Origin of the sequence: Streptomyces rubradiris (assembly GCF_016860525.1) — a bacterium.
In the GTDB taxonomy this organism is placed as follows: domain Bacteria; phylum Actinomycetota; class Actinomycetes; order Streptomycetales; family Streptomycetaceae; genus Streptomyces; species Streptomyces rubradiris.
In genome coordinates this window covers 750,359-768,076 of the sequence record NZ_BNEA01000015.1, presented here as the reverse complement: position 1 = coordinate 768,076, position 17,718 = coordinate 750,359, and the positions used below count along the sequence as shown (strand labels likewise).

The window sequence follows — 17,718 nt, the reverse complement described above, 5'->3', positions numbered from 1 at the left end:
CCGACGCGTGAGGCAAGCCCGTGACTTCCGACCTGCTCGCTCCTTTGGACCTGGCCTTCTGGAACATGGAGACCGACCGGCACCCGATGCACCTCGGCGCGCTCGGGATCTTCGGCGCGCACTCGCCGACCGCCGGGGCGCACGCCGCCGACCTGCTCGCCGCCCGCGCCGCCGCCGTCCCCGGGCTGCGCCTGCGCATCCGCGACCTGTGGCAGCCGCTCGCCTTCGGCGGCGCCGCCCGCGAGACCGACCCGCGCTTCGACCCCCTCGACCACGTCCGGCTGCACGCCCCCGCCGACGACTTCCACGCGGCCGCCGGCCGGCTGATGCAGCGCCCGCTGGAGCGCGGCCGGCCACCGTGGGAGGCGCATGTGCTGCCCGGCGCCGACGGGGTCTCCTTCGCGGTGCTCTTCAAGTTCCACCACGCCCTCGCCGACGGGTTGCGCGCCCTGAAGCTCGCCGCCGGCATCCTGGACCCCGTCGGCCTGCCCGAGCGCGCGCCCCGCGTCGTCGAGCCGCCGCGCGGCCCGCTGCCCGACGCGCGCCGGCTGCCCGCGCGGGTCCCCGGGCTGGTCCGGGGGGTGCTCACCGACATGGGCCGGGCGCTGGACATCGGCGCCTCGCTGGCCCGGTCCACCCTCGGCATGCGCCCGTGCGCCGCGCTCACCGCCGAGCCCAGCGGCACCCGCCGCGTCGCCGGGGTCGTCCTCGACATCGACGAGGTGCACCGGGTGCGCAAGAGCGCCGGAGGCACGGTCAACGACGTCCTCATCGCCGTCGTCGCCGGTGCCCTGCGCCGCTGGCTGGACGAGCGCGGCGACGGCAGCGAGGGCGTGGCGCCCCGCGCCCTGATCCCGGTGTCCCGGCGCCGGCCGCACGCCGCCCAGCCGCAGGGCAACCGGCTCTCCGGTTATCTGATACGGCTCCCGGTGCACGAGAGCGACCCGCTCGGCCGGCTGCGCACCGTGCGCACCGCGATGGTCCGCAACAAGGACGCGGGGCCCGACCGGGGCGCCGGCGCGGTGGCCCTGCTCGCCGACCACGTCCCGGCCCTCGCCCACCGGCTCGGCGGGCCGCTGGTCGGCCAGGCGGCCCGGCTGTGGTTCGACATCCTGGTCACCAGCGTGCCGCTGCCCGGCTTCGGGCTCCGGCTCGGCGGCCAGGAGCTGACCGAGGTGTATCCGCTGGCCCCGCTCGCCCCCGGCCAGGCCCTCGCGGTCGCGATCTCCACGTACCGCGGGCGCGTGCACTACGGGCTGGTCGCCGACGCGCGGGCCGTACCGGACCTGGAGCGGCTCGCGCGGGCGGTGTCGGCGGAGGTGGCGACCCTGCTGTCGGTCTGCGACCGCTGAGCACCGGCCCCCGGCGGCCTCCGGTCCCGACGCGCACCGCTTGGCGGGGGCCGGCCCGCGCGTGCCGCTTGGCGGGGGCGGCTGAAGGGGCTGGCTGTCCCGGTTTGTCGGGGGTTCGGTCTCGGGGTTCGGCGTGTACCCCTGTGCGGGGATCGGCTCAGGCGCGCCGCCTGGCGGGGGCGGCTCGGGGGCTGGCTGTCCTGGTTCGTCGGGGGGCCGGTCTCGGGGGCGGGCGCGTAATGCTTGGCGGGGGCCGGCCCCGGGATCGGGCGCGTACCGCTTGGCGGGGACCGGTCCCGGGGCCGGCTCGCGGCCCTTGGCGGGAGCGGCCTCGGGCGGCCCTGGGGTGCCGGCCGTGTCCTCCGCGCGGCTCCGCGACGGGTGCGGGCGGACCCGGCGGCGGAGCGGGACGCCGGTGGTCCGCGGGCACCGGAATCGGCGGCGGTTTGGCCCACCGGCCCGGCGCTCCGTAAAATTCGCTGTTCGAAAGCGGACGCGAGTCGGAGCGCCGCTCGGGTGACCAGGGGAACGGCAGCGCGATGACGGTGACAGAGGACGGTTCGGCGTCCATGGACGAGATGGTCTACGGGCCCGGTATCGACCCCGAGCGGCTCGCCGTCTGCCTGAGCGTGCTGGAGGAACTGGACCGGCTCGACGTCGACCACCCCGACGCGATCAAGGTGCGCCGGGCCACCTCGCACATCTACCGCACGGTCAAGCAGCGCCGCCGCCAGGAGCGCCGGGCCGCCAAGACCGCCCACGACCGCGCCGTCACCGAGGCCACCGCCACCGGCTCGGCCGAGCGCATCGACGACGAGACCGAGGGCATCCTGCCGTCCTCCAAGGTCGAGGAGGGCAGGATCGCGGGGATACTCCAGCGCCCGCGCTCCTGCTACACCTGCAAGACGCGGTACGTGGAAGTCGACTACTTCTACCACCAGCTCTGTCCCGACTGCGCCACCGTCAACCGCGCCAAGCGGGACGCCCGTGCCGACCTCACCGGCAAGCGCGCCCTGCTCACCGGCGGCCGGGCCAAGATCGGCATGTACATCGCGCTGCGGCTGCTGCGCGACGGCGCGCACACGACCGTCACGACCCGGTTCCCGAAGGACGCCATCCGCCGTTTCAAGGCGATGGAGGACTCGGCGGACTGGCTGCACCGGCTGGAGGTCGTCGGCATCGACCTGCGCGACCCGGCCCAGGCCGTCGCACTGGCCGACCGGGTCGCCGAGGCCGGCCCGCTGGACATCCTGATCAACAACGCCACGCAGACCGTGCGCCGCCTGCCCTCCGCCTACGCCGCCCTGGTCGATGGCGAGAGCGCCCCGCTGCCCGCCGGCGAACTGCCCGCCCACCACGTCATCGGCGCCTTCAACTCCGGCGCGGTCGACGGCCTGGCCGCGCTGCCCGTCGGCACCAGCGGGCTGGACGCGCAGAAGGTAGCCGACCTCGCCCTGGTCGCGGGCAACGCCAGCGTCGCCCGACACCTCGACGGCACCGCCATCGACGCGGGCGGTCTGCTCCCGGACGTCGTCGACACCAACACCTGGGTGCAGACCATCGACCAGATCTCCCCGGTGGAGCTGCTGGAGACCCAGCTCTGCAACTACACCGCGCCGTTCATCCTGATCAGCAAGCTCCGCCCGGCCATGGCCGAGGCCGCGCGCAAGGCGGCGAGCGGACGGGCGTACATCGTGAACGTCTCGGCCATGGAGGGCGTCTTCAGCCGTGGCTACAAGGGCGCGGGCCACCCGAACACCAACGCCGCCAAGGCCGCGATGAACATGGTGACGCGGACCAGCGCCCAGGAGATGTTCGAGTCCGACCGGATCCTGATGACCTCGGTCGACACCGGCTGGATCACCGACGAGCGCCCCCACTACGACAAGCTGCGTCTCGCCGAGGCCGGCTTCCACGCCCCGCTCGACCTGGTCGACGGCGCCGCCCGCGTCTACGACCCGGTCGTGCGCGGCGAGGCGGGCGAGGACCTGTACGGCGTCTTCCTGAAGGACTACGCGCCCGGCAAGTGGTGAGCGGCGGGCGGGTGTTGGCCGGGGCGCGCCCCGGTCCACCACGCCCGGGAGCGACCCCGGTCCACCGCGCCCGGGAGCGACCCCGGTCCACCGCGCCCGGGCGCGACCGCGGCCCGGCGGGCGCCGTGGATCGGCCGGCCGTGTCTCAGTCGACCGCGCCGAGCCGGCACGTGCCGGCCGCCACCAGCTCCAGCACGGTGCGCCAGTCCTCCAGCACGCCCGCGTCGAAGGCGGCCGTGCCGGCCTCCTCCTCGGCCTGGCACAGCCGCAGCACATCGTCGTCGGCCGGGTCCGCGTCCGCGCGGACCAGCCGGGACACCCGCTCCCCGAGCAGGGAACGCACCGCCTGTGCCGCACTGTCGGCCCGGGCCGCCTCGTCGCCCGCGCACAGCACCGGTCCAATGCCCCTGACCAGGCCCGCCACTTGGAGCTCCTTGTCGGCGGGGCGGCCGCGGCGCAGCAGCGCGGCGGTCCGCAGCGCGTGCCGGTGCCGACCGGCGTCCAGCAGATCCATCAGCTCCTCGACGCTGCGCAGCTCCATGCGTCAGTCCTTCCGCGAGACAGCCGTTGCCGCGTCAGCAGACCATGGCCGGTTTGCCGCCCGGCCAACGACACTTGAACTGCGCCGGGTCGGTCAACCGTTCCCCAACTTATTTCGAAGAGGCGTTCGTTCATATCCGCCGTACGGGTGATTCCGGACGTCGTACGAGTGAGCATCTTGTGGGAAAAGGCCCCATATTGGGGGCTATTGGGAGGCCGCGCGAAGCACAGTGGTTACACCTTGTTTGCATTCCCTATCGAGCGGATGTCCGCTCATTTGGTTAATCTGGGAGTCGGCGGACAACAGTACGGGGTCTCACCCACACCCACCGTCCGTCCTGGGGCACGCCGGTCCACAACGGTTCGCTCCGGCAGCGGAAACCGGCGCCACCGCGTCCGTAATCGGCTTTCCCACCAGACCCGAGCGGGCGCCCGGCGCCATGGCGTCGACTGTCCGGTATGCCCCGAGGGTGACCCGACACATAAGGAGTGCGCGGTGACACCGGAGAAGACGAATCGCGAACAACGCCCCGAGGAACGCGCGGAGCGCGGGCGCCGCAGGCCCGGAGAACTCGGCAGCCTTGAGGTGTGGGCCCGCTCCGCCCCGATCCGCCTCGCCGGCTACGAGGACGACCTGGCCGAGCCGCACATCCTGCCGAGCGTGGACTGACCCTCCCGCCCCGGCCCGCCGCGATCGCCGTCCGTGTGGGCGTGACAGACTCGCGCCCATGCTGATCAGAGAAGCCACGGCCGGGGACTGGCCGCGGATCTGGCCTTTCTGGCACCGGATCGTCGCCGCCGCCGAGACCTACGCCTGGGACCCCCACACCACCGAGGAAGCGGCCCGCGAGCTGTGGATGAGCCCGGCCAAGCGGGTCTACGTCGCCGAGGACGCCGGCGGAGCCGTGGTCGGGTCGGCCTACCTCACGCCCAACTACGGCGGACCCGCCGCCCGCGTCGCCAACGCCGGCTTCATGGTCGACCCCGACCACACCGGCCGCGGCATCGGCCGTGCCCTCGCCGTCCACGTGCTGGCCGAGGCCCGGACGCACGGCTACCGCGCGATGGTCTTCAACGCCGTGGTCGAGACCAACCCCGCCGTCGCCCTGTGGACGTCCCTCGGCTTCACGATCCTCGGCACGGTCCCGGAGGCGTTCGAGCACCCGCGGCACGGCAGGGTGGGGCTGCACATCATGTACCGGTCGCTGGAGTAGGCCCTGTTCGTCACGCTCCCGCCGTCCGCCGCCAGGGGATCAGCTCCGCCAACTCCTCGGCCACGCCCAGTAGCAGGGACTCCGTGCCCGGCCGGCCCACCAGCTGTACGGCGCAGGGGGCGCCCGAGGGCAGGGTGCCGACCGGCACGGACATCGCCGGCCAGCCGGTCAGGTTCCACGGCGGAGTGAACGGCGAACAGGCGGAGTTGGCGAGGACGTTGCGCAGCCAGCCGCGCTCGTGCCACGGCCCGGCCTGCGGGGAGCGGCGGGCCAGGGCCGGGGTGAGCAGCATGTCGTGCTCGGTGAAGAACGGCGTCAGCCGGGCGCGCAGCCGGTCCCGGGCGGCCCCGGTGCGGACCGCGCGGGTGAAGCGGCGGCCCACGGCCGCGTGCACCCGGGTCCGGCGGGCCAGCCGGGCCGGGTCCAGGCCCTCCGCGTCCATCGCCGTCCCTGCCGTCCAGTGCCGGAGCGCGGTCACCCCGAGGGAGGGCGGGTACGGCGGTTCCGCCCGCCGCACCCGGTGCCCGGACCGGGCCAGCGCCCCGGCCGCCCGCCGCACCGCGTCCGTATACGGCCGGCTCACCGGCACCCCGGCGAGCGGGCTGCGCAGCGCGACGGCGATCCTCAACGGGCCCCGCTCCTCCCGCCGTACGAACTCCGCGTCGGCGAGGACGCCCAGCATCAGCCGCAGATCCTCCACCGTCGTGGCCAGCGGCCCGTTCTCCGACATGCCGAACCAGTCGCCGTGGCCGATCCCGGCCGGCACCACCGCGTGCCCCGGCTTCAGCGTGACCAGCCCGCAGTTCGCGGCCGGGATGCGCAGCGAGCCCATCCCGTCGTTGCCGAGCGCCAGCGGCACCAGCCCGGCGGCCACCGCCGCCGCGCTGCCGCCGGAGGAGCCGCCCGCCGTGCGGGACGGATCCCAGGGATTGCGGGCGATGCCGTACGGGCCCTCCGTGGTGCCGAAGACGCACAGCTCGGGCACGTTCGTCAGGCCGACCACCACCGCCCCCGCCGCGCGCAGCCGGGCCACCGTCACATGGTCCTCGGCGGCCGGGGTGTCCGGGGTGGCGGCGGAGCCGTTGCGGCACGACTCGCCGCGCACCGCCAGGTTGTCCTTGACCGCCACCGGCACGCCCGCGAGCGGCAGTTCGGCCAGTTCCGCCCGGGCGGCCACCTCGTCGGCCTCGACGAGCGCCGCCCGCGCCCGGACCTTCCGGAACGCCCCGACCCGGCCGTCCGACCGCTCGATCCGCGTGAGATGTTCGGCCACCACCTCCCGGGGTGTGACCCGCTTCTCGCGGACGGCGGCGGCGATCTCGGCGGCACTCCGGCCGGCCCAGTTGCTCACGGACGCTCCTCGGGTGTTCGTAGGCTGCGCGCCCCCCTCGGTTACCCGTCGGTATGAAGGCGCGTAGGGAGAACTGTGCACCGCCGGGCCCGGTACGTCGAGGGGCCGACGGACCGGGGCCGGCGCTCGCGGCCCGGCCGGCGGGTCGTCTCCGTGCCGGCGGCCCGGGTGTCGCAGCGGTTCGGTGCCCGGGGTTCGGTCGGTTCCAGGGGCGTGCCCGCAGCCCCGGGTGCCGGTTCGGCTTTCTGGCCGTGGCCCGGCCGTTGGTTCACGCGTCGGCGTCCGAACCACCGTCGCCCGTAACGCCGTTCCCGGTCCCGAGGCGTGATCGCCGGTCCGTTCGTGCCGGGCCCGTGCTGTCCCGCTCGATCAGCCGGGGGACCGGTACCCGTACCGTCCGGGCCGGGCCGCCGTCCAGCAGGGCCAGCAGCTCCCGGGCCGCTGTCGACCCGAACTCCACGCTGTCCCGGGACAGCGCCGACAGCCACGGCGTGACCATGCGGCACAGGGCCGAGTCCTCCCAGGCCACCACCGACAGATCGGCCGGCACCGAGAAGCCCAGCTCCGCGGCGGCGGCGAGACCGGCGACGGCCATCACATCGGTGTCGTACACCAGGGCCGTCGGGGGAGCGGGGCCGCGCAGGACCCGGCGGGTGACGACGGCGGCCTCGGTGCCGGAGTAGTCGGTCGTCACCGACTCCACCTCGGCGAGCCCCCGCCGCTCCGCCTCGGCGCGCAGTGTGCGGATGCGGCGCTGGGTGTGCGCGAGGCCCGGCAGGCCGGCGATGTGCACGATCCGGCGATGGCCCAGAGCGGTCAACTCGCCCACCACCGAGGCCATCGCGCCCGCGTCGTCCGCCCAGACCGTGGACAGCCCCGGATGCCGCTCGTCCGGGGCGCCGCCGATCACCACGGCCGGCAGGGACAGTTCGTCCAGCAGACCGGGACGCGGATCGTCGGCGCGCGGATCGACCACCAGCACGCCGTCCACCCGGTGCTCGGCCCACCAGCGCCGGTACACCGCGCACTCGCCGGCCACGTCCTCCACCACCTGGAACAGCAGGCCCAAGTGGCGCTCCGCCAGCACCCCTTGGATGCCGGAGACGAGCTGGAGGAAGAAGGAGTCGACGCCCAGCGTGGTCGCCGGGCGGGCCAGCACGAAGCCGACCGTGGCCGCGCCCTCCCCGGACAGCGCGCGGGCGGCCGTACTCGGCCGCCAGCCCAGCTGTTCGGCGACGCGGCGCACCCGGGCCCGGGTGGCCTCCGAGACGCCGGGGCGGTCGTTGAGCGCGAAGGACACGGCGCTCTCGGACACCCCGGCACGCCGGGCGATGTCCTTCATCGTGGGCCGGCGGGCGGGGGACCGTCTGGTCGGCACGTTTCCTCCCCTTCGGCAGGGAACCGCTGAAGCGCTTGAGTGTCAAGACCCTAAAGCGCATTAGTCAACTCTTGCAAGGTCCCGGCGAGTAGACGCCGACCTGCACTTGTGCCGGACGGAATGCTTTGGCGGCGACGAATCCATTGACTTTCCCGGAACGCCCTGTGCAAGGTCTTTCGCGCCACCCACAGCCCCGACACAGCAAGGGAGCCGTGTCCGTGCCCATCTCCCGCAGAGCCCTCACCGCCGTCGCCGTCGCCCTCGTCCTGCCGCTGAGCGCCTGCGGCTCGGGCGGCGGTGCCGGCGGCACGGGCGACGCCTCCGGCAAGGTGGAGGGCGACATCACCTTCCAGACCTGGAACCTGCGCGCCAACTTCAAGGACTACTTCGAGGATCTGATCGCGGCCTTCGAGGAGAAGTACCCGGACACCCACGTCAAGTGGATCGACCAGCCCGCCGAGGGATACGCCGACAAGATCAGCGCGGACGCGGGCGGCGGCACCCTGCCCGACGTCGTCAACGTCTCCCCGGACCTCGTCGCCCCGCTCGCCCGGGCGGGCCTCGCGCTGGACCTCGACAAGGCCGCCGCCCGCTACCGGAAGGAATACCTGCCCGGCGCCTGGGCCGGACACCAGGTCCCCGGCACGACCGGCACCTACGCCTTCCCCTGGTACCTCAACACCGGCCCGCTCTTCTACAACAAAGCCCTCTTCGAAAAGGCCGGACTCGACCCCCGGAAGCCCCCGAGGACATACGACGAACTCTTCGCCACCGCCCTGGAAATGGCCGAGAAGAGCGGCGGAAAGGTCGCCACCCTCGCCAACGTGCCCACCATCGAGGACTTCGGCCGCTACGGCGTCCCGCTCATGAACGAACAGGGCACCGCATTCACCTTCAACGACCCCAAGGGCGTCGAACTGCTCACCAAGTACAAGCAGTTGTACGACGCCAAGGCCCTCGACCCGCAGGCCCTGACCGCCACCGGCGAGTCGGCCGGCAAGAAGTTCCTCACCGGCGCCGTCGCCATGAACCCCGGCAGCGCCCTGGACCTCGGCAACTTCAAGAAGAACGCCCCGAGCCTGTACCGGAACATCGGCATCACCGACCAGATCACCAGCACCGGACACGTCAACATGTACGTGATGGGCGTGATGGTCAACTCCCGCACGCGGCACACCCCGGCCGCCGTCGCCTTCGCCCACTTCGTCACCGACGCCCGGAACCAGATGGCCTTCGCCAAGCGGGTCGCCGTGTTCCCGAGCACCGCCGGCTCGCTCGACGACCCGTACTTCACCAGGGAGGACGGCACCGACGAGACCCGGGTACGCGTCGCCGCCGCCAAGTCACTGAAGGACGCGGTCAACTACACGCCCGTGCTGTTCAGCGAGCAGATGAAGACCGCGCTGCGCAACGAGGTCGCCAAGGCGCTCCAGGGCAAGGAGAGCCCCGAGGAAGCCCTCGACAACGCTGTCAGGGCCGCCGACCGGTTGCTCCGGGGCTGACCCGCCATGGCCGCACCCCTGCGCGTACGGCGGCAACTGCCCACCAGTCCCTGGCTGTTCGCCGCACCAGGACTGCTGATCGCCGGCGCCTTCGTGCTGTACCCCTTCGTCTCCACCCTGGTGAACTCCTTCACCGACCGCCGCACCCTGCTCCCCGGCCGCTTCGTCGGGCTCGCCAACTTCCGCGAACTGCTCCACGACGACATGTTCTGGACGGGCCTGCGCAACAGCGTCCTCTACGTCCTCGTCGTCGTCCCCGCACTCGTCGTCCTGCCGCTGCTGCTCGCCCTGCTGGTGCGCCGGAACATCCCCGGGATCACCTTCTTCCGCTCCGCCTTCTACACCCCCGTCGTCGCCTCGATCGTCGTGGTGGGCCTGATCTGGGTGTGGCTGCTGGACGAACGCGGCCTGGTCAACTCGGTGCTGGAGACGGTGGGCATCGGCCGGATCGGGTTCCTCAGCGACCAGTGGCTGCTCCTGTTCAGCGCCATGGCGGTCACCGTGTGGAAGGGCCTCGGCTACTACATGGTCATCTACCTGGCAGCGCTGGCGAACGTGCCACGCGAACTGCACGAGGCCGCTGCCGTCGACGGGGCCGGACCGGTGCGCCGCTTCCTGTCCGTCACCGTGCCCGCCGTACGGTCCACCATGGTGCTGGTCGCCGCGCTCTCCTCGGTCGCCGCCTTCAAGGTGTTCTCCGAGGTGTACCTGATGGCGGGCCCGAGCGGCGGCCCGGCCGGCGAGGACACCACCCTGGTCATGCTCGTCCAGCGCACCGGCACCGGCCTGACCGGCCGGGTCGGCTACGCCTCCGCCCTCTCCGTCGTCGTGTTCGCCGTCACCGTCGTCCTGATGCTGCTCGTCCTGCGCGCCGACCGGAAGGAGGAAGCGTGAGCGTCCTGGAGAAGGTCCGCCCCGAGCGGCCCGCCGCCACGGTCCGGGAGCCCCGCGTCACCGACGACGACGGCCGCCGCGTGCGGCCCGGCGAACTGCTCTGGCGGTACCTGCTGCTCCTCGCCGTCCTCGCCCTGACCACCGGCCCGTTCCTCTGGCAGCTGGCCACCTCCCTCAAGGGCCCCACCGAGGACATCTACAGCTCCCCGCCCCGCCTCCTGCCCGCCCATCCCACCCTGCACAACTACGCCCGGGTCGCCGACACCATCCCGGTCTGGGACTACGCCCTGAACTCCCTGAAGGTCGCCGCCGCCAACGTCGTGACCAACTGCGTCGGTTCGGCCCTCGCCGGATACGCCCTGGCCCGGCTGCGCTACCGCGGCCGGCGCGTGACCACGCTCGTCTTCGTGCTGGCGATGCTCGTACCCGTCGAGGGCATCGTCATCGCCCAGTTCACCACCATGCGCGAACTCGGCCTGAACAACACGCTCATCGGCGTCGTCCTGCCCGGCGCCGTCGGCGCGATGAACGTCCTGCTGATGCGGGGCGCCTTCCGTGCCCTGCCCTACGAGATCGAGGAGGCCGCCTACGTCGACGGCGCCAACGTCTGGCAGCGGTTCCTGCGGGTCGCCCTGCCCTCGGTCAAGGGCACCCTCGCCGTCGTGGCGATCTTCGCCTTCATGGGCGCCTGGGACGACTTCCTGTGGCCGCTGATCGTGCTCAGCGACCCCTCCAAGTTCACCCTGACCATCGGCCTCAACTATCTGCACGGCACCTTCGCCAACGACGAACGCCTGGTCGCCGCCGGCACGGTCATCGCCGTGGCGCCGCTCATCGCCCTGTTCGCCTGCCTCCAGCGGTACTTCTTCCGAGGCGTCGGCGAGGGCGCCGTCAAGGGCTGAACCCCCCCGAGCGCAAGGACACCGCATGCCTCCCGCCGTACGCTTCGGCGTCAACTACACGCCCAGTCAAGGCTGGTTCCACCACTGGCTGGACTTCGACCTCGACTCCGTGCGCGCCGATCTCGACGCCATCGCCGCGCTCGGCCTGGACCACATCCGCGTCTTCCCGCTGTGGCCGTACTTCCAGCCCAACCGCACCCTGATCCGCCCCCGCGCCGTCGAGCAGCTCGTGGCCCTCACCGACGCCGCCGCCGAACGCGGCCTCGACACCGCCGTGGACGGACTGCAGGGCCACCTGTCCAGCTTCGACTTCCTGCCCGCCTGGACCCGTACCTGGCACCGCCGCAACCTCTTCACCGACCCGGACGTCACCGCCGGGCAGGCCGCCTATCTGCGTACCCTCGCCGCCGCCCTCGCCGACCGGCCGCACTTCCTCGGCATGACCGTCGGCAACGAGGTCAACCAGTTCGCCGCCGGCCCCCACCCCGACCCCGACCCGGTGACCGCCGACGAGGCCGGACGCTGGCTCACCCGGATGCTGGACGCCTGCGCCGAGGGCGCCCCCGGCCGTCTCCATCTGCACGCCTCCTACGACGCCGCCTGGTACCAGGACGACCAGCCCTTCACCCCCGCCCACTCCGCCCGGCTCGGCGCCGTCACCGCCGTGCACTCCTGGGTGTTCAACGGAACCGCCCAACGCCACGGCCGTACCTCCGTGCCCGCCGAGCACCACGCCGCCTACCTGGTCGAACTCGCCAAGGCATGGGCGGACGACCCGCACCGGCCGGTCTGGCTCCAGGAGGTCGGCGCCCCCGCGCCGCTGGTGCCCGCCGAGCACGCCGCCGCCTTCGCCGAAGCCACGATCGGCAACGTGCTGGACTGCCCCGACCTGTGGGGCATCACCTGGTGGTGCTCCCACGACGTGTCGCGCACGCTCGCCGACTTCCCCGAACTCGAGTACTCCCTGGGTCTGTTCACCGGTGAACGACGGCCCAAGGACATCGCCCGCGTGCTGGCCGACGCCGCCCGCGCCGGCCACCGCGCCCCGGCCGCGCGCCGTACGGCCCTCGTCGTCCCCGCCGCGCCGGACCGCCGCTCCCGCTGCGCGCCCGGCGGCGACGTCTTCGACGCCTACTTCCGGCTCGTCGCCGACGGCACCCGCCCGACCACCGTGCTCGACACCCGAGCCGACGACCGGGACCACCTCGCCGCGCGCGGCATCACCGACGTCGTCACGCCCGGCCAGGTACTCCCCGCCCTCCGAGGAGGCACCCGCTCGTGAACCCCAGCAGACGCACCGTCCTCATCGCCGCCGGTGCCGCGGCCCTCGCCCCCGCACCGCCCGCCACGGCCGCCTCGCCCGCCACGGCCGCCCCGCGTGCCACCGCCGCCACCCCGCCGTACGCCGCCTACTGGTACCCGGACTCGCTGCCCGCCGGCAGCCCCGGCCCCGGCATCACCTGGCGCAGCCTGAAGAGCTGGCGCGCCGCGGACGACCCCGACCTCGCCTTCAACGCCGCGACCGTGCCCCTCGCCCCGCGCTTCACCCCGACCCCGGCGAACCCCACCGCCCGCACGGGGCAGGCCCGCGTCCAGGCGCTGGTCTCCTTCGGGCCGACGTCGGCCAACCCCTCCCAGGGCTCGGCCACCGCCGACTACTACGCGCTCACCCACTGGGCGTACATCGACGAGCTGGTGTTCTGGGGCGGCTCGGCCGGCGAGGGCCTGATCCTCGCCCCGAACGCCCCGGTCGTCGACGCGGCCCACCGGCACGGCGTCCCCGTCCTCGGGAACGTCTTCCTGCCACCGGCGGCCTACGGCGGACAGCTCCAGTGGACCCGGGACCTGGTGCAGCAGGACGCCACCGGCCACTACCCGCTCGCCGCGCAACTTGTCGCGGTGGCGGCGGCGTACGGCTTCGACGGCTGGTTCCTGAACGCCGAGACGGGCGGCGGGAACACCGCGCTGGGCACGGCCATGCTGGGCTTCGTCAAGGAGCTGAGGGCGCTGGCGGCGGCCAAGGGACAGCGGGTGACCTGGTACGACGCGCTGACCGTGAACGGCACGGTCAGCTGGCAGGGCGCGCTGACCAGCCAGAACCAGGCGTTCTTCGAGGCCGCCGACGGCATGTTCGTGGACTTCCGGTGGAGCGCGGCCTCGCTGGCGTCCTCCGGTACGAAGGCGGACCGGCTGGGGCGCAGCCGCTACGAACTGTGGGCCGGCGTCGATGTCGAGTCGAACGGGTCCGGCACGTACGTGAACTGGGACGCGATCGTGCCGGCCGGGAAGCCGCACGTCACCTCGATCGGGTTCTACCGGCCCGAGTGGACCCGGAACCACCTGCCTGCCGACCGCCGCGCCCCCGGGGACTTCCACGCGGCCGACGACCGGTTCTGGACCGGTCGGTCCGCGGACCCGTCGCGGCCCGACCCGGGCGATCCGTGGCGGGCGCCCGCGGTGTCCGTGGCGGACCGGTCGACGGTGACGTCCGTGCCGTTCGCGACCGTGTTCAACACGGGGCACGGGCTGCGGTGGTACGAGGAGGGGGCCGTCGTCTCGGAGAGCCCCTGGAACCATCTCGGCCTCCAGGACCGGTTGCCGTCACGGCGGTGGGTGGTCCGGACGGCGGGCACGCGGCCGACGGTCGCCTTCGACTTCGCCGACGCCTGGCGAGGCGGGAGCAGCGTGCTGGTGGCGGGTGAACTCGATCAACCAGTGGTGCTGGACCTGTACGCGACCCGGCTGCCGATCGCTGTGAACACGGTTGTCGACCTGACGTGTCGGGGCGAGTCTGGGGGTGTGAACGTCGAACTGGCGGTGGCAACGGCGCCACCGAGCGGACCGGGGGAGACGCCGCCGTACAGGTATCTGGCTGTGAACTCGGTCAACACGCGGGCTGTGGGGCAGGCGACGGTCGGAGGGACGGGTGTGAACTCCGATCAGGCGCCAGAGGGTGTGAACTCGGCTCACCCAGAAGCGCGCGGAGACTCCGGCAGCGCCCACGCCCGTGTGAACTCGGTCAACAGCTGGCAGACCGTCAGCATCCCGCTCACCGGCCTCTCCGGAACCGTGCACGCTCTCGGCGTCCGGCTCACCCCCACCGACGGCGCGACCCCGGTGCGCTGGCGGCTCGGCGGCCTCGCCGTCCGCCCCGACGGCACCCCGCCGGCCCCCGCCGCCCCCTCCGCCGCCCGCGTCACCGCGGCGAACGGCGGTGACCTCCGGCTCGCCTGGAACCCCGCCCCCGGCCCCGTCCGCCACTACACCCTCCACCGCCTCCTGGCCGACGGCACCCGCCGCTTCCTCGGCGCCACCGGCCAGCGCGCCTGGTTCGTCACCGGCCTGCGGCCCGAGCAGGGCGAGCCGGCCGCACGGTTCGAAGTGCGCGCCGTGGGGGAGCTCTACAACGCCTCGGCCCCCGTCACCGTCACCCACCCCTGGTAATCACCCGGAACCCGCAGGGAGCACCCCGCATGCATGACGACCGCACGCTGGTGGAAGCCCGCCTCAGGCGCGTGCTCGACGAACGTATCCGCCCCGCCGTGTACCCCGAGTCCGTGCCGCTCCAGGTCGCGGTGTGGCACGCGCCCGGCGAGCCGGTGCCGGTCGCCGAGGGGCTGGCCGCCGAGCCCGAGCCGATCGCGGTGGGCGCCCGCTGGGGTGCTCCCTGGGGCACCAGCTGGTTCCGGGTGACCGGGACCGTGCCCGAGGCGTGGGCCGGGCGGACCGTCGAGGCCCTGCTCGACCTGGGCTTCGACGAGAACATGCCCGGCTTCCAGTGCGAGGGCCTGGTCTACCGGCCCGACGGCACCCCCGTGAAGGGCCTCAACCCGCGCAACCAGTGGGTGCGGATCGGCGCGCCCGTCGCGGGCGGCGAAGAGGTGCGCCTGCACATCGAGGCCGCCTCCAACCCGGTCATCCTCGACTACCACCCCTTCCGGCCCACCTGGCTCGGCGACAAGGACACCGCCGGCACCGAACCCCAGTACACCCTGGCCCGCATGGACCTCGCCGTGTTCGACGAGACCGTGTGGCAGTTGGTCATGGACCTGGAGGTGCTCGGCGAGCTGATGGCCGAGCTGCCCGTGGACTCCCCGCGCCGCTGGGACATCCTGCGCGCGGTCGAACAGGCCCTGGACACCGTCGATCTCCAGGACGTGAACGCCACCGCCGGCCGGGCCCGGGAACGGCTCACCGGCGTGCTGTCGGCCCCCGCCGTCCCCTCCGCGCACCGGATCGGCGCCGTCGGGCACGCCCACATCGACTCCGCCTGGCTGTGGCCGCTGCGCGAGACCGTGCGCAAGGTGGCCCGGACGGTGTCCAACATGACCGCGCTGCTGGAGGACGAGCCGGACTTCGTCTTCGCCATGTCCCAGGCCCAGCAGTGGGCGTGGGTGAAGGAGCACCGTCCCGAGGTGTGGGCGCGGGTGAAGAAGGCCGTCGCCGAGGGGCGGTTCGTGCCGGCCGGCGGGATGTGGGTGGAGTCGGACACCAACATGCCCGGCTCGGAGGCGATGGCCCGGCAGTTCACGCACGGCAAGCGGTTCTTCCTCGACGAGTTCGGCATCGAGAACGAGGAGGCGTGGCTGCCGGACACCTTCGGGTTCGCCGCGGGACTGCCGCAGATCATCAAGGCGGCCGGCTCCAAGTGGCTGCTGACCCAGAAGATCTCCTGGTCGCAGACCAACAAGTTCCCGCACCACACCTTCCACTGGGAGGGCATCGACGGCACCCGGATCTTCACGCACTTCCCGCCGGTCGACACCTACAACTGCTCGATGAAGGGCAGCGAGATCGCCCACGCGGTACGCAACTTCCGGGACAAGGGCAGGGCCCGGCACTCCCTCGCCCCCACCGGCTGGGGCGACGGAGGCGGCGGCACCACACGCGAGATGGTCGCCAAGGCGGCCAGGCTGCGCGACCTGGAGGGCTCGGCCACCGTCCGCTGGGAGACCCCACGCGCCTTCTTCGAGCAGGCCGAGGCCGAATACCCCGAACCACCCGTCTGGGTCGGGGAGTTGTACCTCGAACTGCACCGCGCCACCCTCACCAGCCAGGCCCGGACCAAGCAGGGCAACCGGCGCGCCGAACACCTGCTGCGCGAGGCCGAGCTCTGGGCGGCGACCGCCGCCGTGCGCACCGGGTTCCCCTACCCGTACGAGGACTTGGACCGCTTCTGGAAGACGGTGCTGCTGCACCAGTTCCACGACATCCTGCCCGGTTCGTCCATCGCCTGGGTGCACCGGGAGGCCCGGGCGACGTACGAGCGGCTGACCGCGGAACTGACCGCGGTCATCGACGCGGCCCAGCGCGCCCTGGCGGGCGAGGGGACGACCCCGCTGCTGTTCAACTCCGCCCCGCACGCCCGGCACGGCGTCCCGGCGGGCGCCGCCGCCACCCCGGACGCGCCCGGCACCAGCACCCTCACGCCCCAGGAGGACGGCGGGTTCAGGCTGGACAACGGCCTGCTGCGGATCACCGTGGACGCCCGGGGCCTGGTCGTCTCCGTCCACGATCCCGCCGCCGGCCGCGAGGCCATCGCCCCCGGGACCGCCGCCAACCTCCTCCAACTCCACCCGGACTTCCCGAACATGTGGGACGCCTGGGACGTCGACTCCTTCTACCGCAACACCGTCACCGACCTCACCGGCGCCGAGTCGGTCACGGCCGGCGAGGACGGCGCCTCGGTGCGGATCGTCCGGTCCTTCGGTTCGTCCCGGGTCACCCAGCTGCTGTCCCTGCCGCCGGGTGAACGCCGGCTGGTCGTCGACACCGAGGTGGACTGGCACGAGACGGAGAAGTTCCTGAAGCTGGCCTTCCCGCTCGATCTGCACGCCGAACGGTACGCGTCCGAGACCCAGTTCGGGCACGCCTTCCGCCCCACCCACACCAACACCTCCTGGGAGGCGGCCAAGTTCGAGGCGTGCAACCATCGCTTCGTGCACCTGGAGGAGCCCGGCTGGGGCGTGGCGGTCGTCAACGACTCGACGTACGGCCACGATGTGACCCGCACGGTCCGCGCGGACGGCGACCGCGGTACGACCACGACGGTCCGGGTGTCCCTGTTGCGCGCCCCGCGCTTTCCCGACCCGGAGACCGACCAGGGCGTCCACCGCTTCCGGCACGCCTTGGTCGTCGGCGCCTCGGTCGGTGACGCGGTCCGCGAGGGCTGGCGGATCAACCTGCCGGAGCGGCACACGACCGGCGCCCGCGCGGTGGCCCCGCTGGTGGGCGTGGACGACGACGCGGTGGTGGTGACGGCGGTGAAACTCGCCGACGACGGCAGCGGGGACGTGGTCGTCCGCTTCCACGAGGCCCACGGCGGACGGGCCCGGGCGACCCTGACGACCGGCTTCGCTTTCACCGGCGTGACCGTCACCGACCTGCTGGAACGCCCGCTGCCGGACGCGGAGCCGCCGGCCCGCGAGGGCGAGCGGATCACCGTACGCCTGCGTCCGTTCGAACTCGTCACGCTCAGGTTCGGCCGCCCCTGACCGGCGTGGCGCGGCCGCTCCCGGCCGGCCGCGCCCCGGGCACACGGCCAGGCGCGAG

The 17,718-nt window shown here is 73.2% G+C and carries 13 protein-coding genes; 10 read left to right on the top strand and 3 right to left on the bottom strand.

Translation table 11 applies throughout. The annotated features are described in order from the left end of the window. Window positions 1–20 precede the first annotated feature (20 nt). Entirely contained in the window at window positions 21–1,352 is a 1,332-nt protein-coding gene (locus tag Srubr_RS16745) for a wax ester/triacylglycerol synthase family O-acyltransferase (RefSeq protein WP_189989290.1), read from the top strand. Between the two features lie 539 nt (window positions 1,353–1,891). After that, window positions 1,892–3,385 carry an SDR family NAD(P)-dependent oxidoreductase gene (locus Srubr_RS16740; protein ID WP_189989288.1) on the top strand — a complete coding sequence of 498 codons (1,494 nt, stop codon included), beginning with the start codon at window positions 1,892–1,894 and terminating at the stop codon, window positions 3,383–3,385. Window positions 3,386–3,530: 145 nt separating this feature from the next. Here Srubr_RS16740 and Srubr_RS16735 read toward each other — a convergent pair whose 3' ends face one another. Next, window positions 3,531–3,926, bottom strand: a complete 396-nt coding sequence (locus Srubr_RS16735) for a hypothetical protein (protein ID WP_189989286.1) — start codon at window positions 3,924–3,926, stop codon at window positions 3,531–3,533. Window positions 3,927–4,421: 495 nt separating this feature from the next. On the opposite strand from Srubr_RS16735, the gene Srubr_RS16730 reads away from it, so the two are divergent. Both Srubr_RS16730 and Srubr_RS16725 read left to right on the top strand, forming a co-directional pair. Next, on the top strand, window positions 4,422–4,595 hold the full coding sequence (locus Srubr_RS16730; RefSeq protein WP_189989284.1) for a hypothetical protein: 174 nt from the start codon (window positions 4,422–4,424) through the stop codon (window positions 4,593–4,595). A 58-nt stretch (window positions 4,596–4,653) separates the two neighbouring features. Next, the gene (locus Srubr_RS16725; RefSeq protein ID WP_189989282.1) at window positions 4,654–5,139 is read left to right on the top strand and encodes a GNAT family N-acetyltransferase; all 486 of its coding nucleotides are present in this window, start codon (window positions 4,654–4,656) and stop codon (window positions 5,137–5,139) included. Between the two features lie 10 nt (window positions 5,140–5,149). On the opposite strand, the gene Srubr_RS16720 is transcribed toward Srubr_RS16725, so the two are convergent. Together Srubr_RS16720 and Srubr_RS16715 are read right to left on the bottom strand one after the other, a co-directional pair. Then, on the bottom strand, window positions 5,150–6,490 hold the full coding sequence (locus tag Srubr_RS16720) for an amidase (protein ID WP_189989280.1): 1,341 nt from the start codon (window positions 6,488–6,490) through the stop codon (window positions 5,150–5,152). A gap of 268 nt (window positions 6,491–6,758) precedes the next feature. Further along, a complete protein-coding gene (locus Srubr_RS16715) occupies window positions 6,759–7,832 on the bottom strand; it encodes a LacI family DNA-binding transcriptional regulator (protein WP_373313340.1) in 1,074 nt (357 codons plus the stop codon). A 254-nt stretch (window positions 7,833–8,086) separates the two neighbouring features. Between Srubr_RS16715 and Srubr_RS16710 the strand changes: the two genes are divergently transcribed. Genes Srubr_RS16710 through Srubr_RS16685 form a run of 6 tightly spaced genes read left to right on the top strand, consistent with a single transcriptional unit; the run spans window position 8,087 to window position 17,660 of the window. Continuing rightward, on the top strand, window positions 8,087–9,370 hold the full coding sequence (locus Srubr_RS16710) for an ABC transporter substrate-binding protein (RefSeq protein WP_189989275.1): 1,284 nt from the start codon (window positions 8,087–8,089) through the stop codon (window positions 9,368–9,370). 6 nt (window positions 9,371–9,376) lie between these two features. Continuing rightward, window positions 9,377–10,264, top strand: coding sequence for a carbohydrate ABC transporter permease (locus Srubr_RS16705; RefSeq protein WP_189989273.1), 888 nt, complete (start codon window positions 9,377–9,379; stop codon window positions 10,262–10,264). Beyond that, window positions 10,261–11,166: a carbohydrate ABC transporter permease gene (locus Srubr_RS16700; RefSeq protein ID WP_189989271.1), complete on the top strand. Its 906-nt coding sequence runs from the start codon at window positions 10,261–10,263 to the stop codon at window positions 11,164–11,166. Before Srubr_RS16705 ends, Srubr_RS16700 begins: the two co-directional genes overlap by 4 nt. A gap of 25 nt (window positions 11,167–11,191) precedes the next feature. Beyond that, window positions 11,192–12,448, top strand: a complete 1,257-nt coding sequence (locus Srubr_RS16695; protein ID WP_189989269.1) for a glycoside hydrolase 5 family protein — start codon at window positions 11,192–11,194, stop codon at window positions 12,446–12,448. Beyond that, window positions 12,445–14,610, top strand: coding sequence for an endo-beta-N-acetylglucosaminidase (locus Srubr_RS16690; RefSeq protein ID WP_189989267.1), 2,166 nt, complete (start codon window positions 12,445–12,447; stop codon window positions 14,608–14,610). The genes Srubr_RS16695 and Srubr_RS16690 overlap by 4 nt, the downstream gene beginning before the upstream one ends. 29 nt (window positions 14,611–14,639) lie before the next feature. After that, complete coding sequence (locus Srubr_RS16685; protein ID WP_189989266.1) at window positions 14,640–17,660, top strand: alpha-mannosidase; 3,021 nt, start codon at window positions 14,640–14,642, stop codon at window positions 17,658–17,660. Window positions 17,661–17,718 lie beyond the last annotated feature (58 nt).